Raw genomic sequence first — 26,962 nt, 5'->3', positions numbered from 1 at the left:
CACGCAGGCGCTCTACTTTTGTGAGAACACCATGGCAAAATTATCTGCATTCTGGAACGCACTGATTCCAAAAAAACTTAATCCGCTGGCCGGTCGTCCGGTCAGCAACACCTACGACTGTCGCGCCCTGCCGACCGCTTTCGGCAGCCTGGGCACCGGCGGCGGCAAAGGCCTGCTGATGGTCTTTGTCCCGCCGGAAGCCGATTTTGCCCGCGTGAACGACGCGTGGCAAAAGATGAGCGCGCCGGGCCGTACCGTTTTCGCTATCTCCTCTACCGGCGCGCTGTGCGCGCAGAAAGGCCGCTCCGCCTACTGCGCCACCAACGGGCCTCAGGGAAGCTGGCTGTGGCTGCCCGAGCAGACGGTCGCTCGTCATGAGGTGCACACTATCGATCTGCAGGTGCCACGCGGCGCTACCGTTGCCGATCGTATCGACAGCATTCGCGCTCAGCTTGACCGCCTTCAGGTCAATATGTCGCTCTCTGCCGAAGAAACCTTCGCTATGATCTACTGTGATGGCCTCTCCTCTGCCGAAGGCTTTATGATGCAGGCCTGGTATGACAGCGCACGCTTCCCCTGCCTGGCTATCGGCGGCTCGGCGGGCGGCCGCACCGATTTCCAGAATACCTGGATGGCCACCAGCGGCCAGCTGCTGCAAAACAAAGCGGTGATCGTGTTCTGTCGCATGGCGAAAGGGAAATCCTTTGCGCCGTTTAAAAGCCAGAACTTCGAGCCCACGCAGCAAAGCTGGCTGGTGGCAGAAGCCGATCCCGTCGCGCGCACCGTGAGTTCGCTGTTTGACGCAACGGGTCGCCAGCAACCTGCGGTAAAAGTGCTGGCCGACGCGCTGCGCTGTAAGCCTGAGCAGCTGGAGCAAAAGCTGAAAGGCAAAACCTTCGGCGTGAAGGTGGCGGATGAGTACTTTATCCGCTCCGTAGCGAAAATCGACGCGGAAAGCCTGACGTTCTTCTGCGATCTGGAGTTTGGCGACCGTCTTTATCTGCTGGAGGCGGGCGATTTCGTTGCCGCCACGCGTAAGGACTGGGACAGATTCGTCGCCGCGCATGGCAAACCGGCCGGACTGCTGCTGAACGACTGCCTGCTGCGCCGCCTTAATAACCCGGAAAGCCTGCCTGCGGCGGAGCTGTTCGACGGCGTGCCGGCCGCCGGCTTCTCCAGCTTTGGTGAAATTTTCGGCGTGCCGATCAACCAGACGCTGTCCGCCCTCGCCTTTTTCGATCGCGACGTCAAAGCCATGAGCCGCTTCCCGATTGAATACGCCGACTACGCCGGGCACTATGCCCAGCGCTCGCTGCGTCGTTGGGAAGCGCTGCATACGCTGCAAACGGACGTTATCGATAAAGTAATCGACTATCAGCAGCAGATCGGACCGGTGGTGCAAACTTTCCCGCTGCTGGAAAAAGCCACCAGCCGTCAAAGCGCAGCGCTGGATGTGGCCGGCACGAATATCGGCGAGATCGGCGAGGCGGCAACCGTCACGCTGCAGGCGCAGGATGAGCTGGGCCTTGAAATCGGCGAGCTGGAAAGAATTTCGCAGGGCATTACGCAAATCACCAGCGGCATCAGCACCATTGCCGACCAGACCAACCTGCTGGCGCTGAATGCGGCGGTGGAAGCCGCCCGCGCCGGATCCGCCGGTCGCGGCTTTGCCGTAGTGGCGGAAGAGGTACGCCGCCTGGCTCGTTCTTCTAAAGAACAGGCCGACGCCACGCGTGAAAGCATCAACGAAACGGTGGCGACCATCGCACGTATTAAAAAGACGGCCTCTAAAACCGTTACCACCACCGAAGATATGGCGCAAAAAAGCCACGCGGCACGGGGGCAGATTGCCAGCCTCAGCGAGCAAAACAGCGCCGAGCGCAGTGGTATGGTCGAAAATATCGACCGGCTGAAAAACGCCGCCGACGGTCTGGACGCCATGCATAAAGCGGTGGCGCAGCTGACGGTGCTCCAGGAACTGGTGCGTTCCTGATCCCCGGATGCGCGAGGTGCAATGCGATCTCGCGCATTTTTATACTTTTTTTATATTTTTCCGCCGCATTTTTGCAAAATCTTTGCGGCCCGCTTTTTACACTCATGGCGAAATGACTCTCTTAATGAGGTGAACCGTGAGTGTTGCAGTAATAACCGGCGTGCTGCTGGTAGCGTTGTTGCTGGGCTATCTGATTTATGCCCTGATTAACGCGGAGGCCTTCTGATGGCGGCTTCCGCATTATTAATAGCGAGCTATCTGGCGGTGCTGCTGCTGCTGGCCTGGCCGCTGGGTCGGCTGATAGCCCGCCTGATCGATCCCCGCCCCTTACCTTTTGTCGGCCATATTGAAACCGCACTCTGGCACCTGGCCGGTCTGCGCGGCGAAATGCGCTGGCACACTTATCTGCTGGCTATATTGCTGTTTAATGCAATGGGCTTTGCCCTGCTGCTGGCGATCCTGCTGTTGCAGGGGGCGCTGCCTTTAAATCCGCAGCATTTTGCCGGCCTGAGCTGGGATTTGGCGTTAAACACCGCCATCTCTTTCGTCACCAATACCGACTGGCAGGCCTACGCCGGCGAATCGTCGCTGAGCTATTTCAGCCAGATGGCCGGACTGGCGGTACAGAACTTCTTCTCCGCGGCCAGCGGCCTGGCCGTGGCTTTCGCTCTTATCCGCGCGTTTGCACGTCGCTCCTCGACCACGTTGGGCAACGCCTGGCAGGATCTCGGCCGTATCGTCCTCTGGCTGCTGCTGCCGCTTTCGCTGCTGTTTGCGCTGCTGCTGATCCAACAGGGCGTGGTGCAAAGCTTTTCCGCCTATCTGCCTTTCACCAGCCTTGAAGGCGCGAAGCAGCTGCTGCCGATGGGGCCGGTCGCCTCGCAGGAAGCGATCAAGCTGCTGGGAACCAACGGCGGCGGTTTCTTTAACGCCAACTCGGCACATCCGTTTGAAAACCCTACCGATATCAGCAATTTTTTGCAGATGCTGGCTATTTTCCTGATCCCGGCGGCGCTCTGTTTCGCCTTTGGCGAAGCGGTCGGCGACGCCCGCCAGGGACGGGTGATCCTGGCGGCCATGACGCTGATTTTTGTGCTCTGTGCCGCCGCAATGTTCTGGGCGGAACTGCAGGGCAACCCGACGCTGCGGGCGCTGGGCGTTGACGGAACCAACCTGGAAGGTAAAGAGAGCCGCTTCGGCGTGCTGGCAAGCGGCCTGTATGCGGTGGTCACCACGGCAGCCTCGTGCGGCGCGGTCAACGCCATGCACGACTCTTTCACCGCGCTGGGCGGCATGATCCCGATGTGGCTGATGCAGATTGGCGAGGTGATCTTCGGTGGCGTGGGTTCAGGTCTGTACGGGATGTTGCTGTTCGTGCTGTTGGCGGTGTTTATCGCCGGGCTGATGATTGGCCGCACGCCGGAATACCTGGGCAAAAAGATCGACGTGCGCGAAATGAAAATGACGGCATTGGCGATCCTGGTAACGCCCGCGCTGGTACTGACTGGCAGCGCGCTGGCGATGATGAGCGACGCCGGACGCGCGGCGATGCTGAACCCCGGTGCGCACGGCTTCAGCGAAGTGCTTTACGCCCTCTCGTCTGCCGCCAACAACAACGGCAGCGCCTTTGCCGGTCTGTCAGCCAACACGCCGTTCTGGAACCTGCTGCTGGCCTTCTGCATGTTGGCGGGCCGCTTTCTGGTGATTGTGCCGGTAATGGCCATTGCCGGATCGCTGGTGGCTAAAAAAATCCAGCCGGTCAGCAACGGCACCCTCCCCACGCACGGCCCGCTGTTTGTCGGCCTGCTGATCGGCACCGTGCTGCTGACCGGCGCGCTTACCTTTATCCCCGCTCTGGCTTCCGGCCCGATAGCGGATCACCTGATGCACATGGAGCGTACCCGATGAACCGTAAACAATTGGCTCTGTTTGAGCCTTCGCTGCTGCGCCAGGCGCTGGTTGACGCAGTGAAAAAACTGTCGCCGCAGGCTCAGTGGCGCAATCCGGTAATGTTTGTGGTCTGGATCGGCAGCGTGCTGACCACGCTGCTGGCGATAGCGATGGCCTGCGGCCTGGCGGGTGACGCCAGGTTTACCGCCGCCGTCAGCCTGTGGCTTTGGTTTACCGTGCTGTTCGCCTGTTTTGCCGAGGCGCTGGCGGAAGGCCGCAGCAAAGCGCAGGCCAGCAGCCTGAAAAGCGTCCAGAAAACCGCATTTGCCGTGCGGCTGAAAGAGGCGCGCCACGATGCGCCAACGGAAAAAATCGCCGCCAGCGAGCTGCGCAAAGGCGACATCGTGCTGGCCAGCGCGGGCGACATCATTCCCTGCGATGGCGAAGTTATCGAGGGCGGCGCGTCGGTGGATGAAAGCGCCATTACCGGCGAGTCGGCGCCGGTTATTCGTGAATCGGGCGGCGACTTCGCTTCGGTCACCGGCGGCACCCGTCTTCTTTCAGACTGGCTGGTGATCCGCTGTACCGCTAATCCCGGCGAAACCTTTCTCGACAGTATGATTGCCATGGTCGAAGGCGCCAGCCGCCGTAAAACGCCTAACGAGGTCGCGCTGACCATTCTGCTGATTGCGCTGACGCTGGTCTTTCTGCTGGCGACCGCTACCCTTTGGCCCTTCTCGGCCTGGAGCGGCACGCCGGTCAGCGTGACCGTGCTGATTGCGCTGCTGGTCTGTCTGATCCCGACCACCATCGGCGGCCTGCTATCCGCAATTGGCGTTGCCGGTATGAGCCGAATGCTGGCGGCCAACGTGATTGCCACCAGCGGCCGCGCCGTAGAGGCGGCGGGCGACGTCGATATCCTGCTGCTGGACAAAACCGGCACCATTACGCTAGGCAACCGTCAGGCCTCCGACTTTTTGCCCGCCAGCGGCATTGCGGAGCAGCGGCTGGCGGATGCGGCGCAGCTGGCTTCGCTGGCCGATGAAACGCCGGAAGGCCGCAGCATCGTCGTGCTCGCCAAGCAGCGTTTTAACTTGCGCGAACGCGACCTGCAGCAGCTGCAGGCGACGTTTATCCCCTTTACCGCCCAGACGCGAATGAGCGGTATTAACCTGCCGCAGCGTAGCATTCGTAAAGGCTCGGCCGACGCGATCCGTCACCACGTGGTCGCCAGCGGCGGTCAGTTCCCGGCGGAGATGGATGAAAAGGTCAACGAAGTCGCGCGCCAGGGCGGCACGCCGCTGGTGGTGGCGGAAAACCTTGAGGTGCTGGGCGTGATCGCGCTGCGGGATATCGTTAAAGGCGGCATCAAAGAGCGCTTCGGCGAGCTACGCAAAATGGGCATCCGCACCGTGATGATTACCGGCGATAACCCGCTGACCGCCGCCGCTATCGCCGCTGAGGCAGGCGTGGACGACTTTCTTGCCGAAGCGACGCCGGAAGCGAAGCTGGCGCTGATCCGCCAGTATCAGGCCGAGGGCAGACTGGTGGCGATGACCGGCGACGGCACCAACGACGCGCCCGCGCTGGCGCAGGCCGACGTGGCGGTGGCGATGAACTCCGGCACCCAGGCCGCAAAAGAGGCAGGCAACATGGTGGATCTGGACTCCAGCCCAACCAAACTGATTGAGGTCGTGCATATCGGCAAACAGATGCTGATGACGCGCGGCTCGCTGACCACCTTCAGCCTCGCCAACGACGTGGCGAAATACTTTGCCATTATCCCGGCGGCGTTTGCAGCCAGCTACCCGCAGTTCGGCGCGCTGAACGTGATGCATCTGCATTCGCCTTCGTCGGCCATTTTAAGCGCGGTGATCTTCAACGCGCTGATCATTATCTTCCTGATCCCGCTGGCCCTGCGCGGCGTCAGCTATAAGCCGCTCAGCGCCGCCGCGCTGCTGCGCCGCAACCTGGGGCTGTATGGACTGGGCGGGCTGGCTCTGCCGTTTATCGGCATCAAACTTATCGATTTGCTTCTTCAGCTGTAGGAGGTTTACCGTGTCGCAACTGCGTCCCGCGCTTTTTATGATGGTTTTTTTACTGCTGCTGACCGGCGGCGTTTACCCGATGGTCACCACCCTGCTGGGCCAGTGGCTTTTTCCGCAGCAGGCTGGCGGCTCGCTGCTGTTGCTTGACGGCGAGGTTCGCGGCTCACGACTGCTGGGCCAGGCGTTCAGCCAGGCAAAATATTTTCAGGGACGACCGTCGGCCACGGCGGAAACCCCTTATAATCCGCTGGCGAGCGGCGGCAGCAACCTGGCGCCCGGTAATCCCGCGCTGGATAAGCTGTTCGCCGATCGGCTGACGGCCGCCCGCGCTGACAACCCGAACGCCAGCGGTCGGGTGCCGGTCGATCTGCTGACCGCCTCCGCCAGCGGGCTGGACAACGGCATCTCACCGGAGGCGGCGCGCTGGCAGACGCCGCGCGTAGCGAAAGCGCGCCAGCTGTCGCCCGAAACGATTAGCCGCCTTATCGCCTCGCACACCCGCTATCCGCTGTTCAGTTTCAGCGGCCAGCCGTATGTTAACGTGCCTGAACTGAATCTTGCTCTGGATGCGCTTCGCGCAAAATAAGGAACCGGCATGGCCGATATGCTTCGCCCCGATCCCGATCGCTTACTGCAACAGACCCGCGAGCGGCCGCGCGGCAAACTGAAAATTTTCTTCGGCGCCTGCGCAGGCGTAGGCAAAACCTGGGCGATGCTTCAGGAGGCGCGGCGGCTGCATGCCCGTCAGCTGGACGTGCTGATCGGCGTGGTGGAAACGCACGGCAGGCAGGAAACGGCGGCGCTGTTACAGGGCCTGCCGCGCCTGCCGCCGCAGCAGCGCCAGCATCGGGGCCGTCAGGTTGAAGAGTTCGATCTGGATGCCGCGCTTGCGCGTCATCCCGCCGTGATTTTGATTGACGAGCTGGCGCACAGTAACGCGCCCGGCTCGCGCCATCCCAAACGCTGGCAGGATGTGAAAGAGCTGCTGGCGGCCGGGATCGACGTGCTGACCACCGTCAACGTGCAGCATCTGGAAAGCCTGAACGACGTGGTCAACGGTGTTACCGGTATTCAGGTGCGCGAGACGCTACCCGACCCGTTTTTCGACGCCGCCGATGAGATAATCCTGGTGGATTTGCCGCCTGACGATCTGCTGCTGCGCCTGAAACAGGGCAAGGTTTATACCGGCGACCGCGCTGAGCGGGCGGCCGAGCACTTTTTCCGCAAGGGCAATTTAATTGCTTTACGCGAGCTGGCGCTGCGGCGCACTGCCGATCGGGTCGACAACCAGATGCAGGCCTGGCGCAACGGACGCGGGCGGGACAAAGTATGGCACACGCGGGATGCGGTGCTGCTTTGCGTGGGCTACGACGAAGGCAGCGAAAAGCTGGTGCGCACCGCCGCGCGCCTGGCGGCCAGGCTGGGTAGCGAATGGCATGCGGTCTGCGTGGAAACGCCCGGCTGGCTGCGACTGACGCAGCAGCAGCGCCGTACCGCGCTGGCTTCGCTGCGCCTGGCGCGTCAGCTCGGTGCGGAAAGCGCCGTGCTGGCCGACGCCTCTGCGGATAAGGCGATTGCGCGCTATGCTCGCGATCACGACCTTGGCAAAGTGGTGCTGGGCCGCGGCAGGGGCCGTCATTTGTTCCGCTCGTCTTCGCTGGCCGATCGCCTTGCCGCCCGCGCGCCAGAACTCGACCTGGTGATCGTTGCGCCCGGCGACAGGCCAGCCGCCGCCGCGCCGCCGCAAAGACAGCCTCGACGCTGGCGTCAGGGCATACGCGGTTGTCTGCTCGCCACGGCGCTCTGCGCGCTGATCACTTTTATCGCCAGCCACTGGCTGTTGGCTTTCGATCCCGCCAACCTGGTGATGCTCTATCTGCTGGGCGTAGTGGTGGTGGCGCTGCAGGCCGGACGCTGGCCCTCGGTGTTCGCCACGATCGTCAACGTCGTCAGCTTCGATCTCTTTTTTGTCGCGCCGCGCGGTACGCTGGCGGTTTCTGACGCGCAATATCTGTTAACCTTTGGGGTGATGCTCAGCGTCGGGCTGCTGGTTGGCAATCTGACGGCAGGCGTACGCTATCAGGCGCGCATCGCTCGCTATCGTGAAAGACGCACCGGTCAGCTTTACGCCCTTTCCAGCACGCTGGCGAAGGCCCGCAGCGCGCAGGAAGTGGCGGCGGCAGGCCAGCACGCCGTTTATACTATTTTTCATGCCGACAGCGCGCTGCTGCTGCCTGACGAAAACGACAGGCTGGTCCGACAGCTGCCCGCACCAAACGTGATGAACTGGGACGAAGGCATCGCCCGCTGGAGTTTCGTGCAGGGCGAACCGGCGGGCGCAGGCACGGACACGCTGCCCGGCGTGCCCTACCAGATCCTGCCGCTGCGCGCCGCGGAGAAAAGCCTGGGCGTGATGGTAATCGCGCAGCAAACGCCGCCCGCGCTGCCTGAACAGCAGCAGCTGCTGGAAACGGTGCTGCTGCTGACCGCCAGCGCGCTGGAGCGTTTACAGCTGACGGCCAGCGAAGAGCAGGCGCGGGTTATCGGCGAGCGTGAACAGCTGCGCCATTCGCTGCTGGCCGCCCTTTCTCACGATCTGCGCACGCCGCTGACCGTGCTTTTTGGCCAGGTGGAGATCCTGACGCTGGATCTGGCCTCGGCCAAACTGCCTCAGGCTCGCCAGGCAAGCGAAATCCGCCAGCATGTGCTGCGGCTGACGCGGCTGGTGAACAATCTGCTGGATATGGCTCGTTTACAGACCGGCGGCTTTCATCTGAAACGTGAATGGCTGACGCTGGAAGAGGTGGTCGGCAGCGCGCTGGCCACGCTGGATCCTGGCGGCAGGCAGCCCGTTACGCTGGAGATGGCCGATCCGCTGGCGCTGGTTCACGTTGACGGCCCGCTGTTTGAACGGGTGCTGATCAACCTGTTGGAAAACGCCATGAAATATGCAGGCGCAGCGGCGCAAATCGGCATCACGGCGCAGACCCGTCCCGGCGAGCTGACAATCGAAGTCTGGGACAGCGGCCCCGGCTTGCCCGCTGGTCAGGAGCAGGCGCTTTTTGCTAAATTCACCCGTGGCGATCGGGAATCGGCTATTCCCGGCGTGGGCCTCGGCCTGGCGATATGCCAGGCGATTGTGGAAGTACATAACGGCGTGATTACCGCCCATCAACGTCCACAGGGCGGCGCGAGCTTCAGGATTAGCCTGCCGCAGGCGCCGCTGCCGGACATAGCAGAAACAGGTGAAGCGCTGTGACTACCGTACTGATTATTGAAGATGAAAAAGAGATAAGCCGCTTTCTGCGCATCGCGCTGGAAGGCAGCGCCCTGCGCGTCTTCGATGCCGGCACGCTGCAGCGCGGCCTGCTGGAAGCCGCCACCCGCAAACCGGATCTGGTGATCCTGGATTTAGGGCTGCCGGACGGCGACGGCCTGACCTTTCTTCAGGAGTTCCGCCAGTGGAGTCAGAAGCCGGTAATTGTGCTCTCAGCCCGCAGCGAAGAGGAAGATAAAATTGCCGCGTTGGATGCGGGAGCCGATGACTATCTCACCAAGCCTTTCGGCATCGGCGAGCTGGAGGCGCGCCTGCGGGTAGCGCTGCGCCGCACGATGCACGACACGCAAAGCGATCCGATTTTCGCCTTTTCCGATGTGCAGGTCGACCTGGCTGCAAGGCGCATTACGCGCGCGGGCGAGGAGCTGCACCTGACGCCAACCGAATTCAGGCTGCTTGCCGTACTGCTGAACAATCACGGCAAGGTGATGACGCAGCGGCAGCTGCTGGTGCAAGTTTGGGGGCCTAACGCCTCTGAGCACAGTCACTATCTGCGCATCTATATGGGCCACCTTCGGCAGAAACTGGAAGAAGATCCGGCCCGGCCTCGCCATCTGCGCACGGAAACCGGCGTCGGCTACCGATTTATGCTCTGAGCATAATTTTTTACATTACTTAATGCGGCGGAAAATTAATATTCGTCCTGCTTCACGTTTTATTATCTGAGGGAAGAGTAGCCTGCGAAAGCAATTCGCTGAAATGATGTAATGCCTTGTTAAGGATAATGATGGAAAAGGTAATTATTATGGAAAATTCCCTCGCCGCATGGCTGACTGCTTTTATGCTTCCGGCTGACGCTACACCTTCCGTGACCCACTGCACCGGTATCAGGCCCGCAAAAATCAAACCCACCCGCATTATTTCTAACGGCGATATTATGGCAAATAAATCGCTGGAGTTTATCGACGTGCCGGACAAGCTGCCTTACGCCTCGCCAGAGCTGAAAGAAATTACGCGGTATATTGACAGCTATGACGGTAAGATGGACAGCGGCTATCTGCTTTATCTCGTCAATAAAAAATGCGGTTATGCTCATTACGGTCTTTAATATTTAGATAACCGCTTCTTCGGCTACGCTGATGCATTGCGCAGCAAAAGCTGGTTATGCCTTTAGCGACTTTTCTGTTACATCCGGCTGCGGCAGACAACCTGAATCGCCAGTATATCAGGCCTGTCCATCGGGTATAGTTAAAAAATTAAGTAAAAAGTTCGGTGTTATTTTCGAACAAACTTATCGTCATCGTACAAACCTAAACGATGACGAAATAGTTTCTTCGCTGGTCAGTGGATCTCAAGGCTGCTACTGAATGCCAGCCAGGCGATCGAGCGCAAAACGGCGGCAGGCACAAGCGAAGAACTGGCTCGGACCGATATTTCAGTAATCGTCACTGATGACAAAGCGTAAAATTGAACAGGGAACGGTGAATGAGAAAGCAATTAATGTCGTTGACGCTGGTTACTCTTTTTATTTCTGGCTGTGCCATCGAAAACTTAAATCCTGACAGGGTAACCCCCTCGTCTGCACCGACTATGCCTTCATCACTGGCAAAACCGACTAAACAACAGCGTGGCGCGATTATGTCGGGCGAAAACCCGGACTGGCGTGATGCAACCGGCCCGGTTGTACCCCGCAGGCACAAAAGCAGGCCGGCTTTTTAGCCGTATAAAGAAGCTCAGGCTTGCTGGTTTACTTGCTTTTCATCGGTTTTATCCGCAATTTCCTCTTCGGACAGGATATCAGCTCTCGCCACGCTGCTGGCCGTCAGGGCACATCAGGGACACTGGCCTCAGCGTCGCTGCCTTGCTTGTGACCATTGGCCAGGCTGACGCTGCGCGGGGTGTTTTCGATGGTCTGGCATCTTTGTTGCGCAAACTGCTGCCATCGGTTTATCTGTTTTTGTTGCAAGGGTCATTGCCGCTGGCCCGATGGCTGGCGTTGAACGGGCCATTAACCGCTGGTTTTATATCACGCCCTGCTCTTACCACTATGTAAATTCTTTAATTCTGAAAATTAGCGCAACGCCAGCCAATGACTCCAAAGCTTCAGCGCCGCTAAAGATAATTCGATATTTATCGTTCAGCGCCCTGAGATAATATAAACGCACACAAAACTAACAAATCATCACCCTGAAAAACAAACCCACCTGCTGCAGCCGGTATTGTTAAATAAAATACAACATCATATTGACACCATGGTGCGTGATAAAATAAATAAACATAGCCATTACCAGCACGGAAGGCATGGCTGCAAGAATAATGCCCCACGGCTTTATCGGCCGCTGTAGATCGGTCAGGCAAAACACCAGTAGCGTTAGCGCAACAGCGGCGGTAATGTTAATGATGGCAAATGGCAGGATGAAGTAGTCGGTTTCCCTGTAATCTTTGTAAAAATTAAATGCAACAAGAATAAAAACCCCGAAATTAGCCCACCCTATTGCAATATTCAGCCAACAAGCCGAAGCAATATTAAACATATAATTATAACCTTTATTAAACGATAAATCTGTCGCTTGCCGTCAGGCGTACCCCTGGCAATGGCCTGACAAACAGCCTCCGCAAATTTCAAGGCAATATTAAATATACAGCTGGATTTTATATTAAATAAGAACACAACTTACCAGAAAAGATTACTTACTGTCATAAACCATCTTAATCAAACCCGAAAATCGCGCGCTTTTACCATTATTTTTGCCGCCGAACGTGACAACCATCACATTTGTGCCAGGCTTATGTTTTCGAATCAACACCGATGAAGGAGTACATCATGAGCGAACAAACTAAAAAGTCCTTGCTGACCGTTGACTATCCGACCCCGCCGTTTCCGGATCAGCCGCAGCAGGCGCCGGGCCTTGCCAGCAAAATGATCCCTCAACCCGATCACGGTGAAAAAACCTATCGCGGCTCCGGTCGTTTGCAGGGACGTAAAGCGCTTATTACCGGCGGTGATTCCGGTATCGGTCGTGCCGTTGCTATCGCCTATGCCCGTGAAGGCGCAGATGTCGCCATCGGTTACCTGCCGGAAGAAGAATCGGACGCAGCGGAAGTGATTAAGCTTATCGAGGCGGAAGGCCGTAAAGCGGTTGCGCTGCCGGGCGACATTCGTTCCGAAGAGTTTTGTAAAAAGCTGGTCAGCGATGCGGTAAGCCAGCTGGGCGGCCTGGATATTCTGGTGAACAATGCCGGACGCCAGCAGTATAATGAGTCTATCCGTACGCTGAGCACCGAAGATTTTGATGCGACGTTCAAAACCAACGTCTACGCCATGTTCTGGATCACCAAAGCGGCGGTGGATCATATTCCACGTGGCGGCGCCATCATCAACACCTCTTCCGTGCAGGCCTATAGCCCAAGTGCTATCCTGCTGGACTATGCGCAGACCAAAGCTTCTATCGCCGCCTTTACCAAAGCGCTGGCGCAGCAGCTGGGCGAAGAAGGCATCCGCGTTAATGCGGTTGCGCCTGGCCCATACTGGACGCCGCTGCAGTCCAGCGGCGGTCAGCCGCAGGAAAAAGTGAAACAGTTCGGCGGCAGCGCGCCGCTGGGCCGTCCGGGACAGCCTGCGGAGATCGCCCCGCTTTACGTGTCGCTGGCCTCAACGGAAACCAGCTATACGTCCGGCCAGGTCTGGTGCTCCGACGGCGGCACCGGCACGCTGTAATAGTCATAGCTGATATAATTGCCGCCTGCGGGCGGCTTTTTTGTGCGCGGCAGCTGAGCATAAAATCAGTCACTCCCACGCGCAGATGCCATGACAGGCCTCTTCCGGCGCCAGCATTATCCGCCGATATTTACATAGCAAATCTGCTGTTAGCCATCGCCCCGCAGAGCATTGACGGCTCGGGCAAAGAAGTCCCTGCCGCCAAAATTGCCCGACTTCAGCGCCAGCGCTACAGGCTGCCTGCCACGCGACACCATCGACGGAACGCCGGTATCTATTTCTGCACCGATAGTCAGCGCACCCAGTCCTAAGGCACTGACCACCGCCCCGGACGTCTCGCCGCCGCCGACCACAATCCGTCGCGTACCGGCCGCCACCAGCTGACGCGCGGTCTCGCCGAACAGGTTGTCCAGCGCGGCGGCTACCCGCTCGCGACCATACTGCTGCTGCACGCGTTTTACGGCCTCGGGATCGTCAGAGGAGCAGACCAACGGCGCGCGGCCCTGATGCCCGGTGATAAAAGCCACCAGCTGCGCCGGCCCCGTTTCGCCGCTCAGCACGTCTTTGACCTCTATCATCATTACAGGATGGTTTTTCTGATGCTCGGCTATCTGTAAACGCGTCGCGCCGGAACAGCTGCCGACCAGGATAGCTTCCGGCCCGTCGATAAGGGGAGCCTGTGCCTGTTTCCCTTTTGCCCGTCCCTGAGCGATAAAGTTATGCGGCAAAGCCAGCGCAATCCCCGATCCGCCCGTAACGAGCTTCGCGCCCAGGCAGGCGCGGCCAAGCGTAGTCAGATCGTGCTCGCTAATCGCGTCCACAATCAGCAGGGTGCGCGTCTGTGGCGCCTTGATGGCCTGCTGTAAAACCTGGCTGCCCTGCACCACGGTCTGCCACGCAATATGTGCAACCGGGTTGACGCTTTGCCGCCGCAGCACGCGCCGCAGATCCGCATCCGTCATCGGCGTCAGCGGATGATGCTCCATGCCGGACTCGTTCAGCAGCTTATCGTGCACGAAAAGATGCCCCTGATAAACGGTACGTCCCAGCGCCGGGAAAGCCGGGCACATTACCACGCTGCCAACGTCCAGCAGCGCCGCCAGCGCGTCCGTTACCGGCCCGATGTTGCCGCTCTCCGTGGAATCGAAAGTAGAACAATATTTAAAGACGATCTGCTCGCAGCCCTGATCCAGCAGCCAGCGGCAGGCCGCCAGCGACTGCTCCACGGCCTCGCTGGCGGCAACGGAGCGGCTTTTTAGCGCCACCACGCCCGCTTCTACGTCCGCCTCGGCCGGCATCGTCGGCACGCCGGAATATTGCGTGGTGTTAAGGCCTCCCTCGCCAACCAGGCCTTTCGCCAGCGTTACCGCGATATCGCTGGCGCCGGTAAAATCATCTGCAATTACGCCAATCAGCATCCGTTACCCCTTAGCCGCAGCAAGCACGCTGGCCTTCATGCGTTTAACGGCGGCGTGCGGCGCGGTCAGCACCGGGATCGTAACCTGCTGACGTACGCTCCCGGCCGCGCGGGAAGTGGAAAAATGCGCCAGCATTATTACGTCGCAGTGCGCCAGCTCTTTTGCCCGTGCCGCCACCAGGCGGTTATGGCTCTCCGCGTCGCCTCTTTTCAGCAGATCAATGGCGTCCTCCACCAGCACCGTGGTCAGCTTCGCTTTCGATCCCTGCTGTGCCACGTAGTCGTTAAATTCATCGGTCATGGTTTCCACCGCCGGGCCAAAAGTCGCCAGCATGCCGATATGGTTACCCTGCGCCACCGCCTCCATAAACATTGCTTCATTAGGTTTATGCACCGGCACCGGCAGCGCTTCGCTTAAGCGGTCGATGGCCGGGCCAAACGCAGAACAGGTAATTAAAATGCCCTGCGCCTGCTGGGCAAAGCCATATTGTCCCAGCTGCACAAAGCGGTCGATCATCCCGGCGGAAAGCACATTTTCTCTGGCGCGATCGAGAGAAAGCCCGTCATCAAGCAGATTGACCGTTTCGGCTTCCGGCCAGACCTCGCTGAATGCGGTATGAATGGGCGCCATTGCTACCGGCGTGGCGTGCAGTAAAACAATTCTGTTCATGAGCTTCTCCTGGAAGGCGTCGGCCGAGCGCACGGCGATGACTTAATGTAAGGGCTTACAAATGTCGCTGTAAAGTGAACTCCGTCACATAAATCGGCGATAATGCAGCCAGACTGTTATTGAAATGTTAGAGATGATTAGCCAGAATTGAAAGCGCTTACAAAATAAATTGCCTTAACCCGTTTATGACGCTGTGCGTTTAACCCCTGGATCAGAGAACGCTTATGACTTCATCTGCTAATACCCCTTCTGCCGCCGTCGTCCCGCCAGGTGCGGCGCCTACCGTCGGCAATCCGGCGCTGAAGAAAGTGCCCCGTCATTTTCGCGATTTGCTGGCGCTGGAGGATTTTGAACGACACGCTCGCCGCCGCCTGCCGGATATGATTTATCAATACGTGGCGGGCGGGGTCGAAACCGGACGTGGAATTGCCGGTAATTTCGAGGCCTACCGTCAATACACTTTTGTGCCGCGCATGTTCCGCGATGTTTCCGGCCGCGATCAGCGCACTACCCTGTTTGGCCACACCTACCACCATCCTTTCGGCGTTGCGCCCCTTGGCGGCGCCTCTTTTGTTGCTTACCAGGCGGATATCGCGCTGGCGAAAGCGGCCAGAGCAATGAACGTGCCGATGATCCTTAGCGCCTCCTCGCTCATCAAGCTTGAGGATGTCCATGCCGCCAACCCGGACGCCTGGTTTCAGGCTTATCTGGCGGGCGATCAGCCGCGTATCGACAGACTGCTGGATCGCGTGGCCGCGGCGGGCTACCAGACGCTGGTGGTCACCGGCGATACGCCGATGCTGGGCAATCGCGAGCACAACACGCGCAGCGGCTTCAGTATGCCGATCAAAATTACGCCGAAGGTCGCGCTGCAAAGCGCCATGAACCCACGCTGGCTACTGGGCACGGTTGCGCAAACCTTTCTGCGTCACGGCGCACCGCATTTTGAAAATACCGATGCCGAGCGCGGGCCGCCGATGATGTCTAGCAAGGTACGCAATACCCACGCCCGCGACAAACTCAACTGGAAAAACGTCGAGGCGATACGCAAAAAATGGCGCGGCAACCTGGTGATCAAAGGCCTGATGTCGCCGGAAGACGCCTTTATCGCCCGCGATCTGGGCGCGGATGCGGTGATCCTGTCCAATCACGGCGGCCGCCAGCTGGATCATACCGTGCCGCCGCTGCTGACCCTGCCGGAGATTGCGGCGAAAAAAGGTGCGATGAAGGTCATTATCGACAGCGGTATCCGACGCGGCACCGACGTAATGAAAGCGATGGCGCTGGGCGCGGATTTTGTCTTCCTGGGCAGACCCTTCCTTTACGGTGCCGTCGTCGGCGGTCAGGCGGGCGTGGAGCACGCCATGCATATTCTTCGTGATGAAATTGATCGCGATCTGGCGCTGATCGGCGTGCGCACGCCAGGCGAACTGAACAGCAGCTATTTGCGTAAAACTGGTTAAGGAGCAGGTCATGAGCAACGAAACACTCCGCCTTTTTAGCGTGCTGGCTATCCGCGCGCCCTTTGTCGCCGTGGAACAGGCCTGGCTGCGTAGCCACGGCGACCCGCTGACGATTGACTGGAAGCCAACCTCGGTTATTGAAAAAAATATTGCCGACGGCGCGACGGCGGATGCGGTCATCGTGACCGCAGAGGCGATGGACAGGCTCATCGACCAGGGCGTGGTGGAGGCCAATAGCCGGGTGGAGCTGGTGGATTCGCCGCTGGGCCTGGCGATGCTGCCGGATGCTGCCGCGCCCGATATCAGCAGCGTGGCGTCGTTTACCCAAGCGCTGCTGGCGGCGAAATCGGTGGCCTGGTCGCTGGGCGGCGCAAGCGGCATCTATTTTCAGGCGCTGTTAAAGCAATTAGGGATCGAAGAGGCGATCAACGCACGCGCCACGACTATCACAGAAGGTTTTACCGCCGAGCAGCTGCTGGCGGGTAAGGCAGATATCGCCGTTCAGCAAATCAGCGAGCTGCTGATGGTGAAAGGGATCAGGGTGATTGGCCCACTGCCGCCGGGCGCGCAGAAGGTGCTCTCTTTCTCCGGCGGCGTGTTCACCCGGGCGGCCAGGCCGGAAGCCGCCGCCGCCCTGCTCCATTTTTTACGAGAAAAAGAGGCAATGCTGGCCTTTGCGGACTACGGGCTGACGGCGCGAGGCTGAACGACGCCTGGCAGACTTTTCTCCCCTCCGCACTAACGGTACGAGGCTAAGTGGCGCCCGGCAGACTTTTGCGGCGCACGCACCGATGGCGCGGGGCTAAGCGCACGATTTAGCCTCTGGCGGTGCGCGGTGCGGAGCCGGTGCTGCCGCGCACGATCAGCTCGGGTTTCAGCAGGGTCTGTACCGGGGCGGTTTCGCCATTCAGCGTGGCCAGCAGATAATCTGCCGCGACCTCACCTATGCGATCCAACTCCACGCGCATGGTGGTCAGCGGATGCTCAAGATGCTCGGCATATTCATAGTCATTGAAGCCGGTAATCGAAATATCGTTCGGAATACGCAGATAGCGCTCGCTGGCCGCCCGCATCGCGCCAAAGGCCAGCAGATCGTTGCCGCAGATCACCGCCGTCGGCGGATTTGGCCCGTCCAACAGGCGGAACATCGCCTCGCGCGCTTCGTTCATGGTAAAGGCGCTGTTAATCAGATTGGCCTCGTCCAGCGTCAGCCCCGCCGCCGCCAGCGCCTGCCGCGTGCCGGTAATACGATCGGAAACGCGATCGTTGGACGGCGGCGTCCCGACGATCACCCCAAAGACTCTATGCCCCAGCGCCAGCAGATGCGCGGTCAGCTCGCCTGCGGCCTGCTCGTTGTCGTAGCCCACGCTGGGATAGCGCGTGTCCACGGAAAAGGTCTGGATACAGGGAATATTCTGCTGGGCGATGCGTTCCCACAGGCGCGGATGGTGGCTGTTGCCCACCAGCATCAGCGCGTCGATGCCGTACTCCACCAGCTTGTTGACCTCTTTCAGCTCGGTATCGGGATCGAAATCTGAGCTGGCCAGCAGCATGGTATAGCCGGACTGGTGGATCTGCTGCTGGAAAGCCGCCAGCGGCCGGGAAAAGGTTTCTGTCGCCAGCGTCGGCACCACCGCCCCAATGGTCATGCTACGGCGAGAAGCCAGCGTGCGGGCGGCGCGGTTAATGACATAGCCCAGCTCTTCGCAGGCACGCTCAACCGCCTCCCGGCGCGACTGCCGGACGGAGGCGCTGCCGTTCAGCACTCTTGAAACGGTAGCGGTGGATACCCCCGCACGCAGGGCGACATCGTCCAGCGAAACGCGGGCGGATGGCGATGGCTTATCGGACATCTTCAGACTCCAGAGCGAAATTAGTGACGTTGCCCACAAAATTTACAGACAACCAATATCTCTATTTGAAAGCGCTTACTTTTTGCTTGACTGAATTTTGTAATCGCTTACTTTTAACATCATAGTATCAAATACTGAAATAACTTTACCAAACCATAACATTCAGGCGGGCGCGCTCGTTCATTACGGCCCCGAAATCATAAAGGAATTCACCATGCGTAGATACCCGCGGATCCGCTGGCTGATGATCGCGTTCTGCTTTTTCGCCATCGCCATCAACTACATAGATCGCATTAATTTAGCCATCGCCGCTCCACATATTAAAAGGGATCTCGGGCTGGACGACACCAGCATGGGGCTGATCCTCGGCGCTTTTTTCTGGACCTATGCGCTGATGCAGATCCCGGCTGGCCGACTGATTGACCGCCTGGGCGCGCGCGCCGGGCTGGCTATCGCCGTAGGCTGGTGGTCGCTGTTTACCGTGTTTACCGCTTTTGGCCGCGGCTTTACCTCAATTTTTGCCTCGCGCCTGATGCTGGGCCTGGGCGAATCGGGCGGCTATCCGGGCTGCGCCAAGGTGGTTTACTCCTGGTTCGCCAAAAAGGAGCGCGCCACCGCCAGCGGCATTTTTGACGCCGGACCGCGCGCGGGCAGCGCCATCGCCCTGCCGCTGGTCGCCTGGCTGATCGGCACCTGGGACTGGGAGACCTCGTTTATCGTCACCGGCGCGCTGGGTCTGATTTGGGTAGCCGTCTGGCTGGTTTTCTACCGAGAACCCGAGGAGATGAAGGGCCTGAAGGAGCAGGAGCGCCAGAACCTGCTGGCAGACCGCAGCGTACAGACGCTGGGGAAAAACGAAAAAGTGCATATCGCCGGTCTGTTCCGCTACCGCACCGTCTGGGGAATGATGATCGGCTTCTTCTGCATGAACTTTGCTACCTACTTCTTCGTCACCTGGTTTCCGACCTACCTGACCATGGCGCACGGCTTTTCGCTGAAGGAGCTGGGCACGCTGGGGGCGATCCCGGCGCTGATGGGCATCCCCGGCAGCCTGCTGGGCGGCCTGACTTCCGACTGGCTCTATCGTCGGGGCTTTTCGCTGACCACCGCCCGTAAATCCTGCCTGATCGGCGGTATGCTGCTCTCTTCGGTGATCGCCTTCGCCGCCTTCACCAACAGCATTCCGCTGATCCTGACGCTGTTTTCTCTGACCTACGCAGGCCTGGCCTTCACCGCCGCCAATATCTGGACCCTGCCCGCCGACGTCGCGCCCAGCGCGGGCTATGTCGGTACCCTGGGCGGCATTCAAAACTTTGCCGGCAATCTGGCCGGCATCGTTACCGCCTCCTTTACCGGCGTAATGCTGACCCTCAGCCACGGCTCTTTCGTGGTGCCGCTGCTGGTGGCTGGCGGTATCTGCCTGTTCGGCGCGCTTAACTTTATGTTCATCATGGGCAAAGTGGAGCCGCTGGCGATCAAACAAGACGAAACCGCCGCTAAAGCGATCGCGGCCGATCACAAAATTTAACCCGGATGCGGAGAAAAGCAATGACTACTGAACAACAGCTGCGCGAAGAGATCTGCCAGGCAGGCAGAAGCCTTTACGAGCGTGGCTATACCGTCGGCACCGCAGGAAATATCAGCGCTCGTCTGGAAGATGGCTGGCTGATCACCCCTACCGATGCCTGTCTGGGCCGCCTGGTACCGCAGCAGATCGCTAAGGTCAGCCGTGAAGGGGAATGGCTGTCGGGCGAGAAGCCCTCGAAAACGCTGCTGCTGCACCGTCAGGTTTACGACCGTAGCCCGGAGGTACAGGGCGTGGTGCATACGCATTCCACTAACCTGGTCGGGCTGACGCTGGAAGGAGTATGGCAGTCGGAAAGCATTCTGCCCCCGATCACGCCTTACCAGGTGATGAAGGTTGGCCGTATTCCGCTGATCCGCTACTGCCGTCCCGGCGCGCCGCAGGTGGCGGAACAGGTGGCGCAACTTGCCTGCGAAGTGCGTGGCGTGATGCTGGAACGGCTTGGCCCGGTCGTCTGGGGCCGTTCGGTGCTCTCCGCCTGTTTCGCGCTGGAAGAGCTGGAAGAAACCGCCCGCCTGTGGCGGCAGGCAGCGGTTAAACCACAGCCACTCGGCGATAACGACGTCGCGGAACTGTGCGAAGTTTTCGCCACGCGCTGGTAAGGCTTTTTACCCTACAAGGAAATAATAATGAAAAAAATTTACGCGGGCGTGCTGCTTTCCCTGGCGGCACTGACGGGCGCGGCTCAGGCGCAGAGCCTGGTGTATGTCTCCAATGCCGAAAGCGGCACCGTTACCGGCTATCAGCTGGATAAAACCAAAAAAGCGCTGGTACCGATCGGCAGCTTTCCGGCGGGCGCAAAGGCGATGTCTTCCGTTGTCTCACCCGATAAGAAAATGCTTTATGTCTCGGTACGCAGCAAGCCTTACAGCGTGGTGGCTTATCATATCCAGCCCGATGGTCAGCTGGTTAAGGCCAGTCAGTCGCCGCTGCCGGAGAGCATGGCCTATATTTCGCTGGATAAGCAGGGGCGCTTTTTGCTGAGCGCCTCTTACGGCGGCGATTTGTTCAGTATTAATCGTATAGACAGCAACGGTCAGGTGGAGGCGCAGCCGGTACAGGTCGTGCATACCGGCAAGCGCGCGCATGCCATTCAGGTCGATCCCAGCAACCATTTCCTGTTCGTCACGCTGCTGGGGGCCGATCAGCTGTTGCAATACCGCTTTGACGCTGCCAGCGGCAAGGTAACGCCCAACGATCCGCCCTTCGTCAATATTCAGAGCGAGGCGGCGACCGGCCCAAGGCATTTTGTCGTTGCGCCCAACGTGGATAAACAGGGCAAGCGCAGCCTCTACGTGCTGACCGAAATGGCGGGCAATATCAGCCAGCTGACGCTGAACGCCGACGGCACCACGACGCAGGTCGCGACGGTAAATTCCGTCTCGCCCAAAGAGGATATGCAGCGCGGCGAAGCGCGACCGCTAACGGGTGACGACGATTTGCCGCCCTCGCATAAGCCACGCATCTGGCAGGCGGATATCCATATCACGCCGGACGGTCGCTTTCTTTATTCAACCGAGCGGACCAGCAGCACCCTTTCCTCTTTTGCCGTCGATCCTCATGACGGGCATCTGACTTACCTCACCAGCATTAAAACCGAGCAGCAGCCGCGCGGCTTCACTATCGACAGCAGCGGGCGCTTTCTGATCGAGTCCGGACAAAAATCGACCCAGCTTTCGCTCTACTCTATCGATCCGACCTCTGGCGCGCTGACGCTGAATGGCCGTTATGCCACGGGTAAAGGCGCCAACTGGGTATCGCTGGTCGAAGAGTAATTACTACGGGCCCGGACGGGCCTGAACAGCAGTCATAACAGGAGAGAGTATGAAACGCAGACATCCCTTCCTTTCCGCCCTGTGCGCTACGGGCCTGTTCGCCCTGACGGTACCAGCCGGACACGCCGCGGAAAAAGTGGTCGCCACCGATCTGGAGCCGCTGCATCACGTGATCCTGGAAAATCAGTACGTCACCGTGATGCGCGTCATGATCCGCCCCGGCCAGTCCACGCTGTTTCATGAACAGCACCTGGATTATGTGAACACCCATATCAACGGCAGCCTGGTGCATATTTCCTATCCCAACGAGCCGGCTAAAGATACCGAGATGAAAACCGGCAATGTGAAGTTCGGCGCGCATCAGGGCAAATCCGATACCGATAAGGTGACTAACACCGGCACCACGCTGAACCATCAGGTGGCTTTTGAGATTAAACAGAACGGCCCGCAAAACTTTGGCGGCGCGACCCGGCCTGAGCTGCCCGAATTCCAGCAGGTGCTGGATAAAAAAACGGTCAAGGGCTGGAAAGTCACTCTGCAACCGGGCGAAAGCACCACGCTCTATAGCCAACACGGGCCGGGCGTCCGCGTCTTTTTTACCGAAGGCCGCCTGCTGGAGTCGGTGCCCGGTCAGCCTAACCACAATAAAGAGGTCTGGCTGCATCGCGGCGACGCCATGCTGACCCAGCCGGGCCAGATAGAGCTGACCAACGGCGGAGAAACGCCGCTGACCTTTAACGATTACGAGCTGCTTTAACCCGATTGAGGGCACGCGGCGCGGCCGTTTGCCCTGTCCATGATGACGAACCGCCCGGCTACAGGGCGGCAGCATTTTTCTTTTACAGGAGCATGTCAGGTGAGACGATTAAGTCTGCCTTTGGCGATGAGCCTGATCCTTTTCACCGGGATAACGTCTGCCGCCGTGCAGCCTTCGGGTGATCATGATCTTATCGCTAAGGGAAAATATCTTGCGCTGGCCGCCGACTGCGGCGCCTGCCATACGTCACCGCAGCAGGGCGCGCCGATGGCGGGTGGCTATGCGATCCACTCACCGCTGGGTGATATCTATGCCAGTAATATTACGCCTTCAACCCGTTACGGCATCGGCGAATACAGCGAGGCGGAGTTTGCGCGGGCAGTGCGTGAAGGCATCGATAAACAGGGGCGCCATCTCTATCCCGCTATGCCTTATACCGCCTACAACAAAATCAGCGACGAGGATATCCACGCGCTGTATCACTATTTTATGCACGGCGTTGCGCCGGTAGATCGCGCCGCGCCGCAGACGCACCTGCCTTTTCCCTTCAGCATCCGCGCGTCAATGCTGGTCTGGAACTGGCTGTTTGCGGAGAACCAACGCTTTGTGCCGCAGCCGGATAAGTCGCCGGAGATCAATCGCGGCGACTATCTGGTCAACGCGCTGGCCCACTGCGATACCTGCCATACGCCGCGTAATTTTTTGCTGGCGCAGGACAACGATCGCGCCTTTTCCGGCAGCAGCCTGGGTAGCTGGTATGCGCCCAATATCACGCCTGATGCGCAGTCCGGCATCGGCAGCTGGAGCCACGACGAGCTGGCGCGCTACCTGAAAACCGGCCATATCGCCAAAGCCCAGGCCGCCGGGCCAATGGCGGAAGCGGTTGAGCACGGTCTGGCGCATCTTAGCGATGGGGACATCCAGGCGATTACCGCCTGGTTGCGCCAGGTTCCGGCGGTCAACAGCGGCACCGGCCGCGCGCGCGACAGCTATGGTCAGGCTTCGGATGCCGAACAGCGGCTGCGCGGCCAGAGCGGGCAAAGTGATGCCGGCTGGCAGGTTTTCAGCGGCAGCTGTGCCAACTGTCATCAGGCCCAGGGTCAGGGTAACGATCGCTACCCTTCCCTGTTTCACAACACGGCCACCGGCGCGCCTCAGCCCGATAATCTGGTTTCCGCCATCCTGTTTGGCGTTCGGCGGGATGATATCGCTATGCCCGCTTTCGGCCCTGACGCCGACTTTACCAATCGCCTCAGCGATCGGCAGATTGCCGACGTCAGCAACTACGTGCTGAAAAACTTCGGTAATCCGACGGTAGTCGTTACGCCTGAACAGGTGAAGCAGCTGCGTGAAGGTGGCGATACGCCTTTGCTGGTCAAATTAACCCGTCCCGCCGCGCTGCTGGGGCTACTGCTTGTGGTGGTACTTATCGTCGCGGGCCTTGTATTACGTCGTCGAAACAGGAGGCGCCATGCAGCCCACTAATCCCACCCGCCGCCGATTGCTGAAAGGCATGGCTGCGCTTTCTCTCGGCGCCTGCTGCGCCGCCATCTTTCCCCGACAGCTTGCCGCGCGGCCTGCTGCCGCTGCCGCTGCCGATTTTAACGCACTGTCCACTTTTCTGGTCAGCCGCCCGGTCAGCGCCATTCTCAGCCAGCGTTATTTTGCCGCGTTGGGCCGTCACTATGCGGATTTTCCGTCCCGCTTCGTTGCGCTGGCGGATTATCTGGCCGAACGGCGCTTTGCTCACGTCGATGACTTTTTGCAGGCCACTGCCAGCGATACGCCGCTTTTCCGCACCGCCTCGCTGATTATTGGCAGCTGGTACACCGGCGTGGTCGGCGAAGGCGCGAAAAGCGAACTTATCGCCTACGCCGACGCCATGATGTATCAGCCAACGCGGGGCATTCTGGTGGTGCCGACCTATGGCAGCGGCCCAAATTCCTGGGGTCGCCATCCCGAAATGGTTAAAATGGAAGGTCAGCAATGAAAAATATCGATGCCGATGTGATCGTCATTGGCTCCGGCGTCATGGGCGGCCTGGTTGCGACCCGGCTGGCAAAGGCGGGAAAATCGGTGATTATCGTCGAAGCCGGCCCGCGCGTTAAGCGTCAGGAGATCGTCGAGCGCTTTCGCAATTCGCCCTTTAAAATGTCCCTGACCAATATGAAACTCCAGGGCGTGGGTTCACCCTATCCCGATTTGCCCCACGTCCCTTCAACCTATGGTGACTACCTACAGCAGGCCGGCCCGGTAAAATACCCGACCAAATACCTGCGCGTTGTTGGCGGCACCACCTGGCATTTTGGCTCCGCGCTGTGGCGCATGATCCCGAACGATTTCAAACTGCAAAGCCTGTATGGCCGCGGCCGCGACTGGCCTGTCGCCTATCAGGATCTGGAACCCTGGTATGGCGAGGCCGAACGGGAGCTGGGCGTGTCGGGCATGGACGGTCAGGATGAGAGCGGACACGGCGGCGAAGCCTGGCCGCCGCGCTCCACGCCTTTTCCAATGAAGGGGCTGGAGCCAAGCTATCTTTTTAAACGGCTTTCCGTCCTGCTGGGCAAAGGTGGCTATCATCCGGTGATGGAGCCGAACGGTCGCGCCACCCGGCCTTATGGTCAGCGCCCGGCCTGCGCGGGCAACAATAACTGCAATCCGGTTTGCCCCATCGCTGCGAAATATGACGGCTCAATGCATATTGATGAAGCAGAGCGTCACGGCGCAAAGCTGCTGGATAACTCAGTCGTGTATAAAATAGAAGCCGATGAGCAAGGTAACATCAGCGGTATCTGGTATCGCCGTCCCGATGGCAGCAACCATCATCTGACCGCTAACTACTTTGTGCTGGCAGCCTACGGGATTGAGTCGCCCAAGCTGCTGCTTATGTCCGCTTCCGAACGCTATCCGCACGGCATTGCCAATAGCTCCGATCAGGTGGGTCGCAATCTGATGGGCCACACCGGCATCAGCATGAACCTGATGATGAATGAGGATGTCTGGCCGGGCCAGGGCCCAACGGAACTGCTGGTTTATCTCAATAGTCGCGATGGCGATTTCCGCAAAGATTTCCCCAGCTATAAAATAAAGGTGCGTAATACGGTGCCAACGGCAGACTATGCGGCCTCGCTGATTAAGAAAGGCGTGCTTGGCTCAAAGCTGGATGAGGAATTAAAAAGGATGTCGGCACGCTCGCTTAATTTCGCTATCGACTTTGAGACGCTGCCGCTGGCGGAAAATCGTATCGTCCCCAGCAAAACTAAAAAGGATGCAATAGGGATACCCGTACCAGAAATATATTACAGCGTCACCGACTACTGGCACGCAGGAAAAGAGCAGGGCCTGAAGGACTTTGATAAGTTCGCCCGGCTGCTAAATGCTGATATATCAAAAATTGATACGGGTTATCAGGATAGACAGCATATTATGGGCACCACAATTATGGGCGACAACCCCGTAAACTCTGTCGTCAACAACCAGTGCCAGAGCCATGACCACCCTAACCTGTTTATCGCCGGAACCAGCGTAATGCCTTCTGCCTCGTGCATGAATCCGACGCTAACCGGCGCCGCGCTGAGTTTGCGCCTGGCTGATTATTTGCTCAATACCGTTAAGGTTTAAATTAACGGGTTAGCGTTATAAGACGGGCAGCATTAATACCGACTGCCCGTTATTTTCTGTTCGGAGCATCCTTGTATTCGGGCATTCGGGCATTCGGGCATTCGGGCATTCGGGCATTCGGGCATTCGGGCATTAATATGAATCCGCTTCAGAAAAAAATGTAAATTTCATGATTGCATTGCAAAAAGCTGAAGCCGTCTCAAATATCCAGTGTTAAACTCCTCAGCAGCAGTAAATTCCTTTTTTATTCTCATCACGCCGCAATAATATAGCGGCGGGCCAGAGAAAGGAGTTCTGCTATGTTTTACGATCGCGTTGCGTTAAGGAAATCGCCGCTCGTGTCCGCAAAGGAAAAACGAGCGCGCGCAAGGGCGAAACCACAGGGAGGAGAGCCGATGAGCAGGCAGGTTAACCGTTTTGACCGGCTGGAACAGGATACGCATCAGATAAAGCTCAATTTAGCAATATTAACCGAGCGGGCCGAAACTTTCGTTACTAAAAACGATTTCAACGCGCTGGCTTCGCGCGCTGACACCTTCGCCACCAAGAGCGATATTCGCGAGCTGGCTACGCGAGCCGAAATACACGCTGTCAAAAGCGATCTTCAGGTGCTGACTGAACGCGCCGATACCTTCGCTACCAAAAGCGATCTTCAGGTGCTGACTGAACGCGCCGACACCTTCGCTACCAAAAGCGATCTACAGGTGCTGACTGAACGCGCTGACACCTTCGCCACCAAAAGCGATCTTCAGGTGCTGACTGAACGCGCCGACACCTTCGCTACCAAAAGCGATCTTCAGGTGCTGACTGAACGCGCCGACACCTTCGCCACCAAAAGCGATCTACAGGTGCTGAATGAGCGTATGGAGACCTTTGCCACTAAAAGCGATATACA

The 26,962-nt window shown here is 58.9% G+C and carries 22 protein-coding genes and 1 pseudogene; 19 read left to right on the top strand and 4 right to left on the bottom strand.

Annotation, left to right across the window (positions count from 1 at the left end; translation table 11 throughout):
• Positions 1-31 precede the first annotated feature (31 nt).
• From EGK14_RS02630 to EGK14_RS02595, 8 genes are all read left to right on the top strand, one after another.
• A complete protein-coding gene (locus EGK14_RS02630; protein ID WP_148101245.1) occupies positions 32-1,993 on the top strand; it encodes a methyl-accepting chemotaxis protein in 1,962 nt (653 codons plus the stop codon).
• 136 nt (positions 1,994-2,129) lie between these two features.
• Positions 2,130-2,219: a K(+)-transporting ATPase subunit F gene (gene kdpF, locus EGK14_RS02625; protein ID WP_125287524.1), complete on the top strand. Its 90-nt coding sequence runs from the start codon at positions 2,130-2,132 to the stop codon at positions 2,217-2,219.
• Positions 2,219-3,901, top strand: coding sequence for a potassium-transporting ATPase subunit KdpA (gene kdpA / locus EGK14_RS02620; RefSeq protein WP_125287523.1), 1,683 nt, complete (start codon positions 2,219-2,221; stop codon positions 3,899-3,901). The genes kdpF and kdpA overlap by 1 nt, the downstream gene beginning before the upstream one ends.
• Complete coding sequence (gene kdpB, locus EGK14_RS02615; protein WP_125287522.1) at positions 3,898-5,931, top strand: potassium-transporting ATPase subunit KdpB; 2,034 nt, start codon at positions 3,898-3,900, stop codon at positions 5,929-5,931. Before kdpA ends, kdpB begins: the two co-directional genes overlap by 4 nt.
• Before the next feature lie 10 nt (positions 5,932-5,941).
• Positions 5,942-6,517, top strand: a complete 576-nt coding sequence (gene kdpC, locus EGK14_RS02610; RefSeq protein WP_125287521.1) for a potassium-transporting ATPase subunit KdpC — start codon at positions 5,942-5,944, stop codon at positions 6,515-6,517.
• A gap of 9 nt (positions 6,518-6,526) precedes the next feature.
• A complete protein-coding gene (gene kdpD, locus EGK14_RS02605; protein WP_125287520.1) occupies positions 6,527-9,190 on the top strand; it encodes a two-component system sensor histidine kinase KdpD in 2,664 nt (887 codons plus the stop codon).
• Positions 9,187-9,864 (top strand): two-component system response regulator KdpE, encoded by a 678-nt coding sequence (gene kdpE / locus EGK14_RS02600; protein WP_125287519.1) that lies wholly within the window; start codon positions 9,187-9,189, stop codon positions 9,862-9,864. Before kdpD ends, kdpE begins: the two co-directional genes overlap by 4 nt.
• A 149-nt stretch (positions 9,865-10,013) precedes the next feature.
• Complete coding sequence (locus EGK14_RS02595) at positions 10,014-10,316, top strand: hypothetical protein (RefSeq protein ID WP_125287518.1); 303 nt, start codon at positions 10,014-10,016, stop codon at positions 10,314-10,316.
• 1,114 nt (positions 10,317-11,430) lie between these two features.
• Here the strand turns inward: EGK14_RS02595 and EGK14_RS02590 are convergent.
• Positions 11,431-11,742, bottom strand: coding sequence for a hypothetical protein (locus tag EGK14_RS02590; protein ID WP_125287517.1), 312 nt, complete (start codon positions 11,740-11,742; stop codon positions 11,431-11,433).
• 290 nt (positions 11,743-12,032) lie between these two features.
• Between EGK14_RS02590 and EGK14_RS02585 the strand changes: the two genes are divergently transcribed.
• Complete coding sequence (locus EGK14_RS02585) at positions 12,033-12,926, top strand: SDR family oxidoreductase (protein WP_125287516.1); 894 nt, start codon at positions 12,033-12,035, stop codon at positions 12,924-12,926.
• 149 nt (positions 12,927-13,075) lie between these two features.
• Here EGK14_RS02585 and otnK read toward each other — a convergent pair whose 3' ends face one another.
• Complete coding sequence (gene otnK, locus EGK14_RS02580; RefSeq protein WP_125287515.1) at positions 13,076-14,344, bottom strand: 3-oxo-tetronate kinase; 1,269 nt, start codon at positions 14,342-14,344, stop codon at positions 13,076-13,078.
• A 3-nt stretch (positions 14,345-14,347) separates the two neighbouring features.
• A complete protein-coding gene (locus EGK14_RS02575) occupies positions 14,348-15,013 on the bottom strand; it encodes an aspartate/glutamate racemase family protein (RefSeq protein ID WP_125287514.1) in 666 nt (221 codons plus the stop codon).
• A 224-nt stretch (positions 15,014-15,237) separates the two neighbouring features.
• On the opposite strand from EGK14_RS02575, the gene EGK14_RS02570 reads away from it, so the two are divergent.
• Both EGK14_RS02570 and EGK14_RS02565 read left to right on the top strand, forming a co-directional pair.
• Positions 15,238-16,476, top strand: a complete 1,239-nt coding sequence (locus EGK14_RS02570) for an alpha-hydroxy acid oxidase (RefSeq protein ID WP_125287513.1) — start codon at positions 15,238-15,240, stop codon at positions 16,474-16,476.
• A gap of 10 nt (positions 16,477-16,486) precedes the next feature.
• Positions 16,487-17,182, top strand: a complete 696-nt coding sequence (locus EGK14_RS02565; protein WP_125287512.1) for a substrate-binding domain-containing protein — start codon at positions 16,487-16,489, stop codon at positions 17,180-17,182.
• 109 nt (positions 17,183-17,291) lie between these two features.
• Here EGK14_RS02565 and EGK14_RS02560 read toward each other — a convergent pair whose 3' ends face one another.
• Complete coding sequence (locus EGK14_RS02560; RefSeq protein WP_125287511.1) at positions 17,292-18,329, bottom strand: LacI family DNA-binding transcriptional regulator; 1,038 nt, start codon at positions 18,327-18,329, stop codon at positions 17,292-17,294.
• Between the two features lie 214 nt (positions 18,330-18,543).
• On the opposite strand from EGK14_RS02560, the gene EGK14_RS02555 reads away from it, so the two are divergent.
• The 8 genes and pseudogenes from EGK14_RS02555 to EGK14_RS02520 all read left to right on the top strand — a co-directional run.
• Positions 18,544-19,857 (top strand): MFS transporter, encoded by a 1,314-nt coding sequence (locus EGK14_RS02555; protein WP_125287510.1) that lies wholly within the window; start codon positions 18,544-18,546, stop codon positions 19,855-19,857.
• A gap of 20 nt (positions 19,858-19,877) precedes the next feature.
• Positions 19,878-20,516: an aldolase gene (locus EGK14_RS02550; protein WP_125287509.1), complete on the top strand. Its 639-nt coding sequence runs from the start codon at positions 19,878-19,880 to the stop codon at positions 20,514-20,516.
• A gap of 27 nt (positions 20,517-20,543) precedes the next feature.
• Complete coding sequence (locus EGK14_RS02545) at positions 20,544-21,689, top strand: beta-propeller fold lactonase family protein (protein ID WP_125287508.1); 1,146 nt, start codon at positions 20,544-20,546, stop codon at positions 21,687-21,689.
• Positions 21,690-21,738: 49 nt separating this feature from the next.
• The gene (locus tag EGK14_RS02540; RefSeq protein WP_125287507.1) at positions 21,739-22,446 is read left to right on the top strand and encodes a hypothetical protein; all 708 of its coding nucleotides are present in this window, start codon (positions 21,739-21,741) and stop codon (positions 22,444-22,446) included.
• Between the two features lie 126 nt (positions 22,447-22,572).
• Positions 22,573-23,931: a c-type cytochrome gene (locus tag EGK14_RS02535; protein WP_125287973.1), complete on the top strand. Its 1,359-nt coding sequence runs from the start codon at positions 22,573-22,575 to the stop codon at positions 23,929-23,931.
• Positions 23,918-24,436 (top strand): sugar dehydrogenase complex small subunit, encoded by a 519-nt coding sequence (locus tag EGK14_RS02530; RefSeq protein WP_125287506.1) that lies wholly within the window; start codon positions 23,918-23,920, stop codon positions 24,434-24,436. The genes EGK14_RS02535 and EGK14_RS02530 overlap by 14 nt, the downstream gene beginning before the upstream one ends.
• Positions 24,433-26,067: a GMC family oxidoreductase gene (locus EGK14_RS02525; RefSeq protein WP_125287505.1), complete on the top strand. Its 1,635-nt coding sequence runs from the start codon at positions 24,433-24,435 to the stop codon at positions 26,065-26,067. The genes EGK14_RS02530 and EGK14_RS02525 overlap by 4 nt, the downstream gene beginning before the upstream one ends.
• 395 nt (positions 26,068-26,462) lie before the next feature.
• Positions 26,463-26,962 (top strand): annotated as a pseudogene (locus tag EGK14_RS02520) (hypothetical protein); the annotation flags it as partial.

It is taken from the genome of Erwinia sp. 198 (assembly GCF_003937915.1).
Classification (GTDB): domain Bacteria; phylum Pseudomonadota; class Gammaproteobacteria; order Enterobacterales; family Enterobacteriaceae; genus Erwinia; species Erwinia aeris.
The sequence above is the reverse complement of the archived record's forward strand: the minus strand, read 5'-3'. Positions and strand labels throughout refer to the sequence as shown.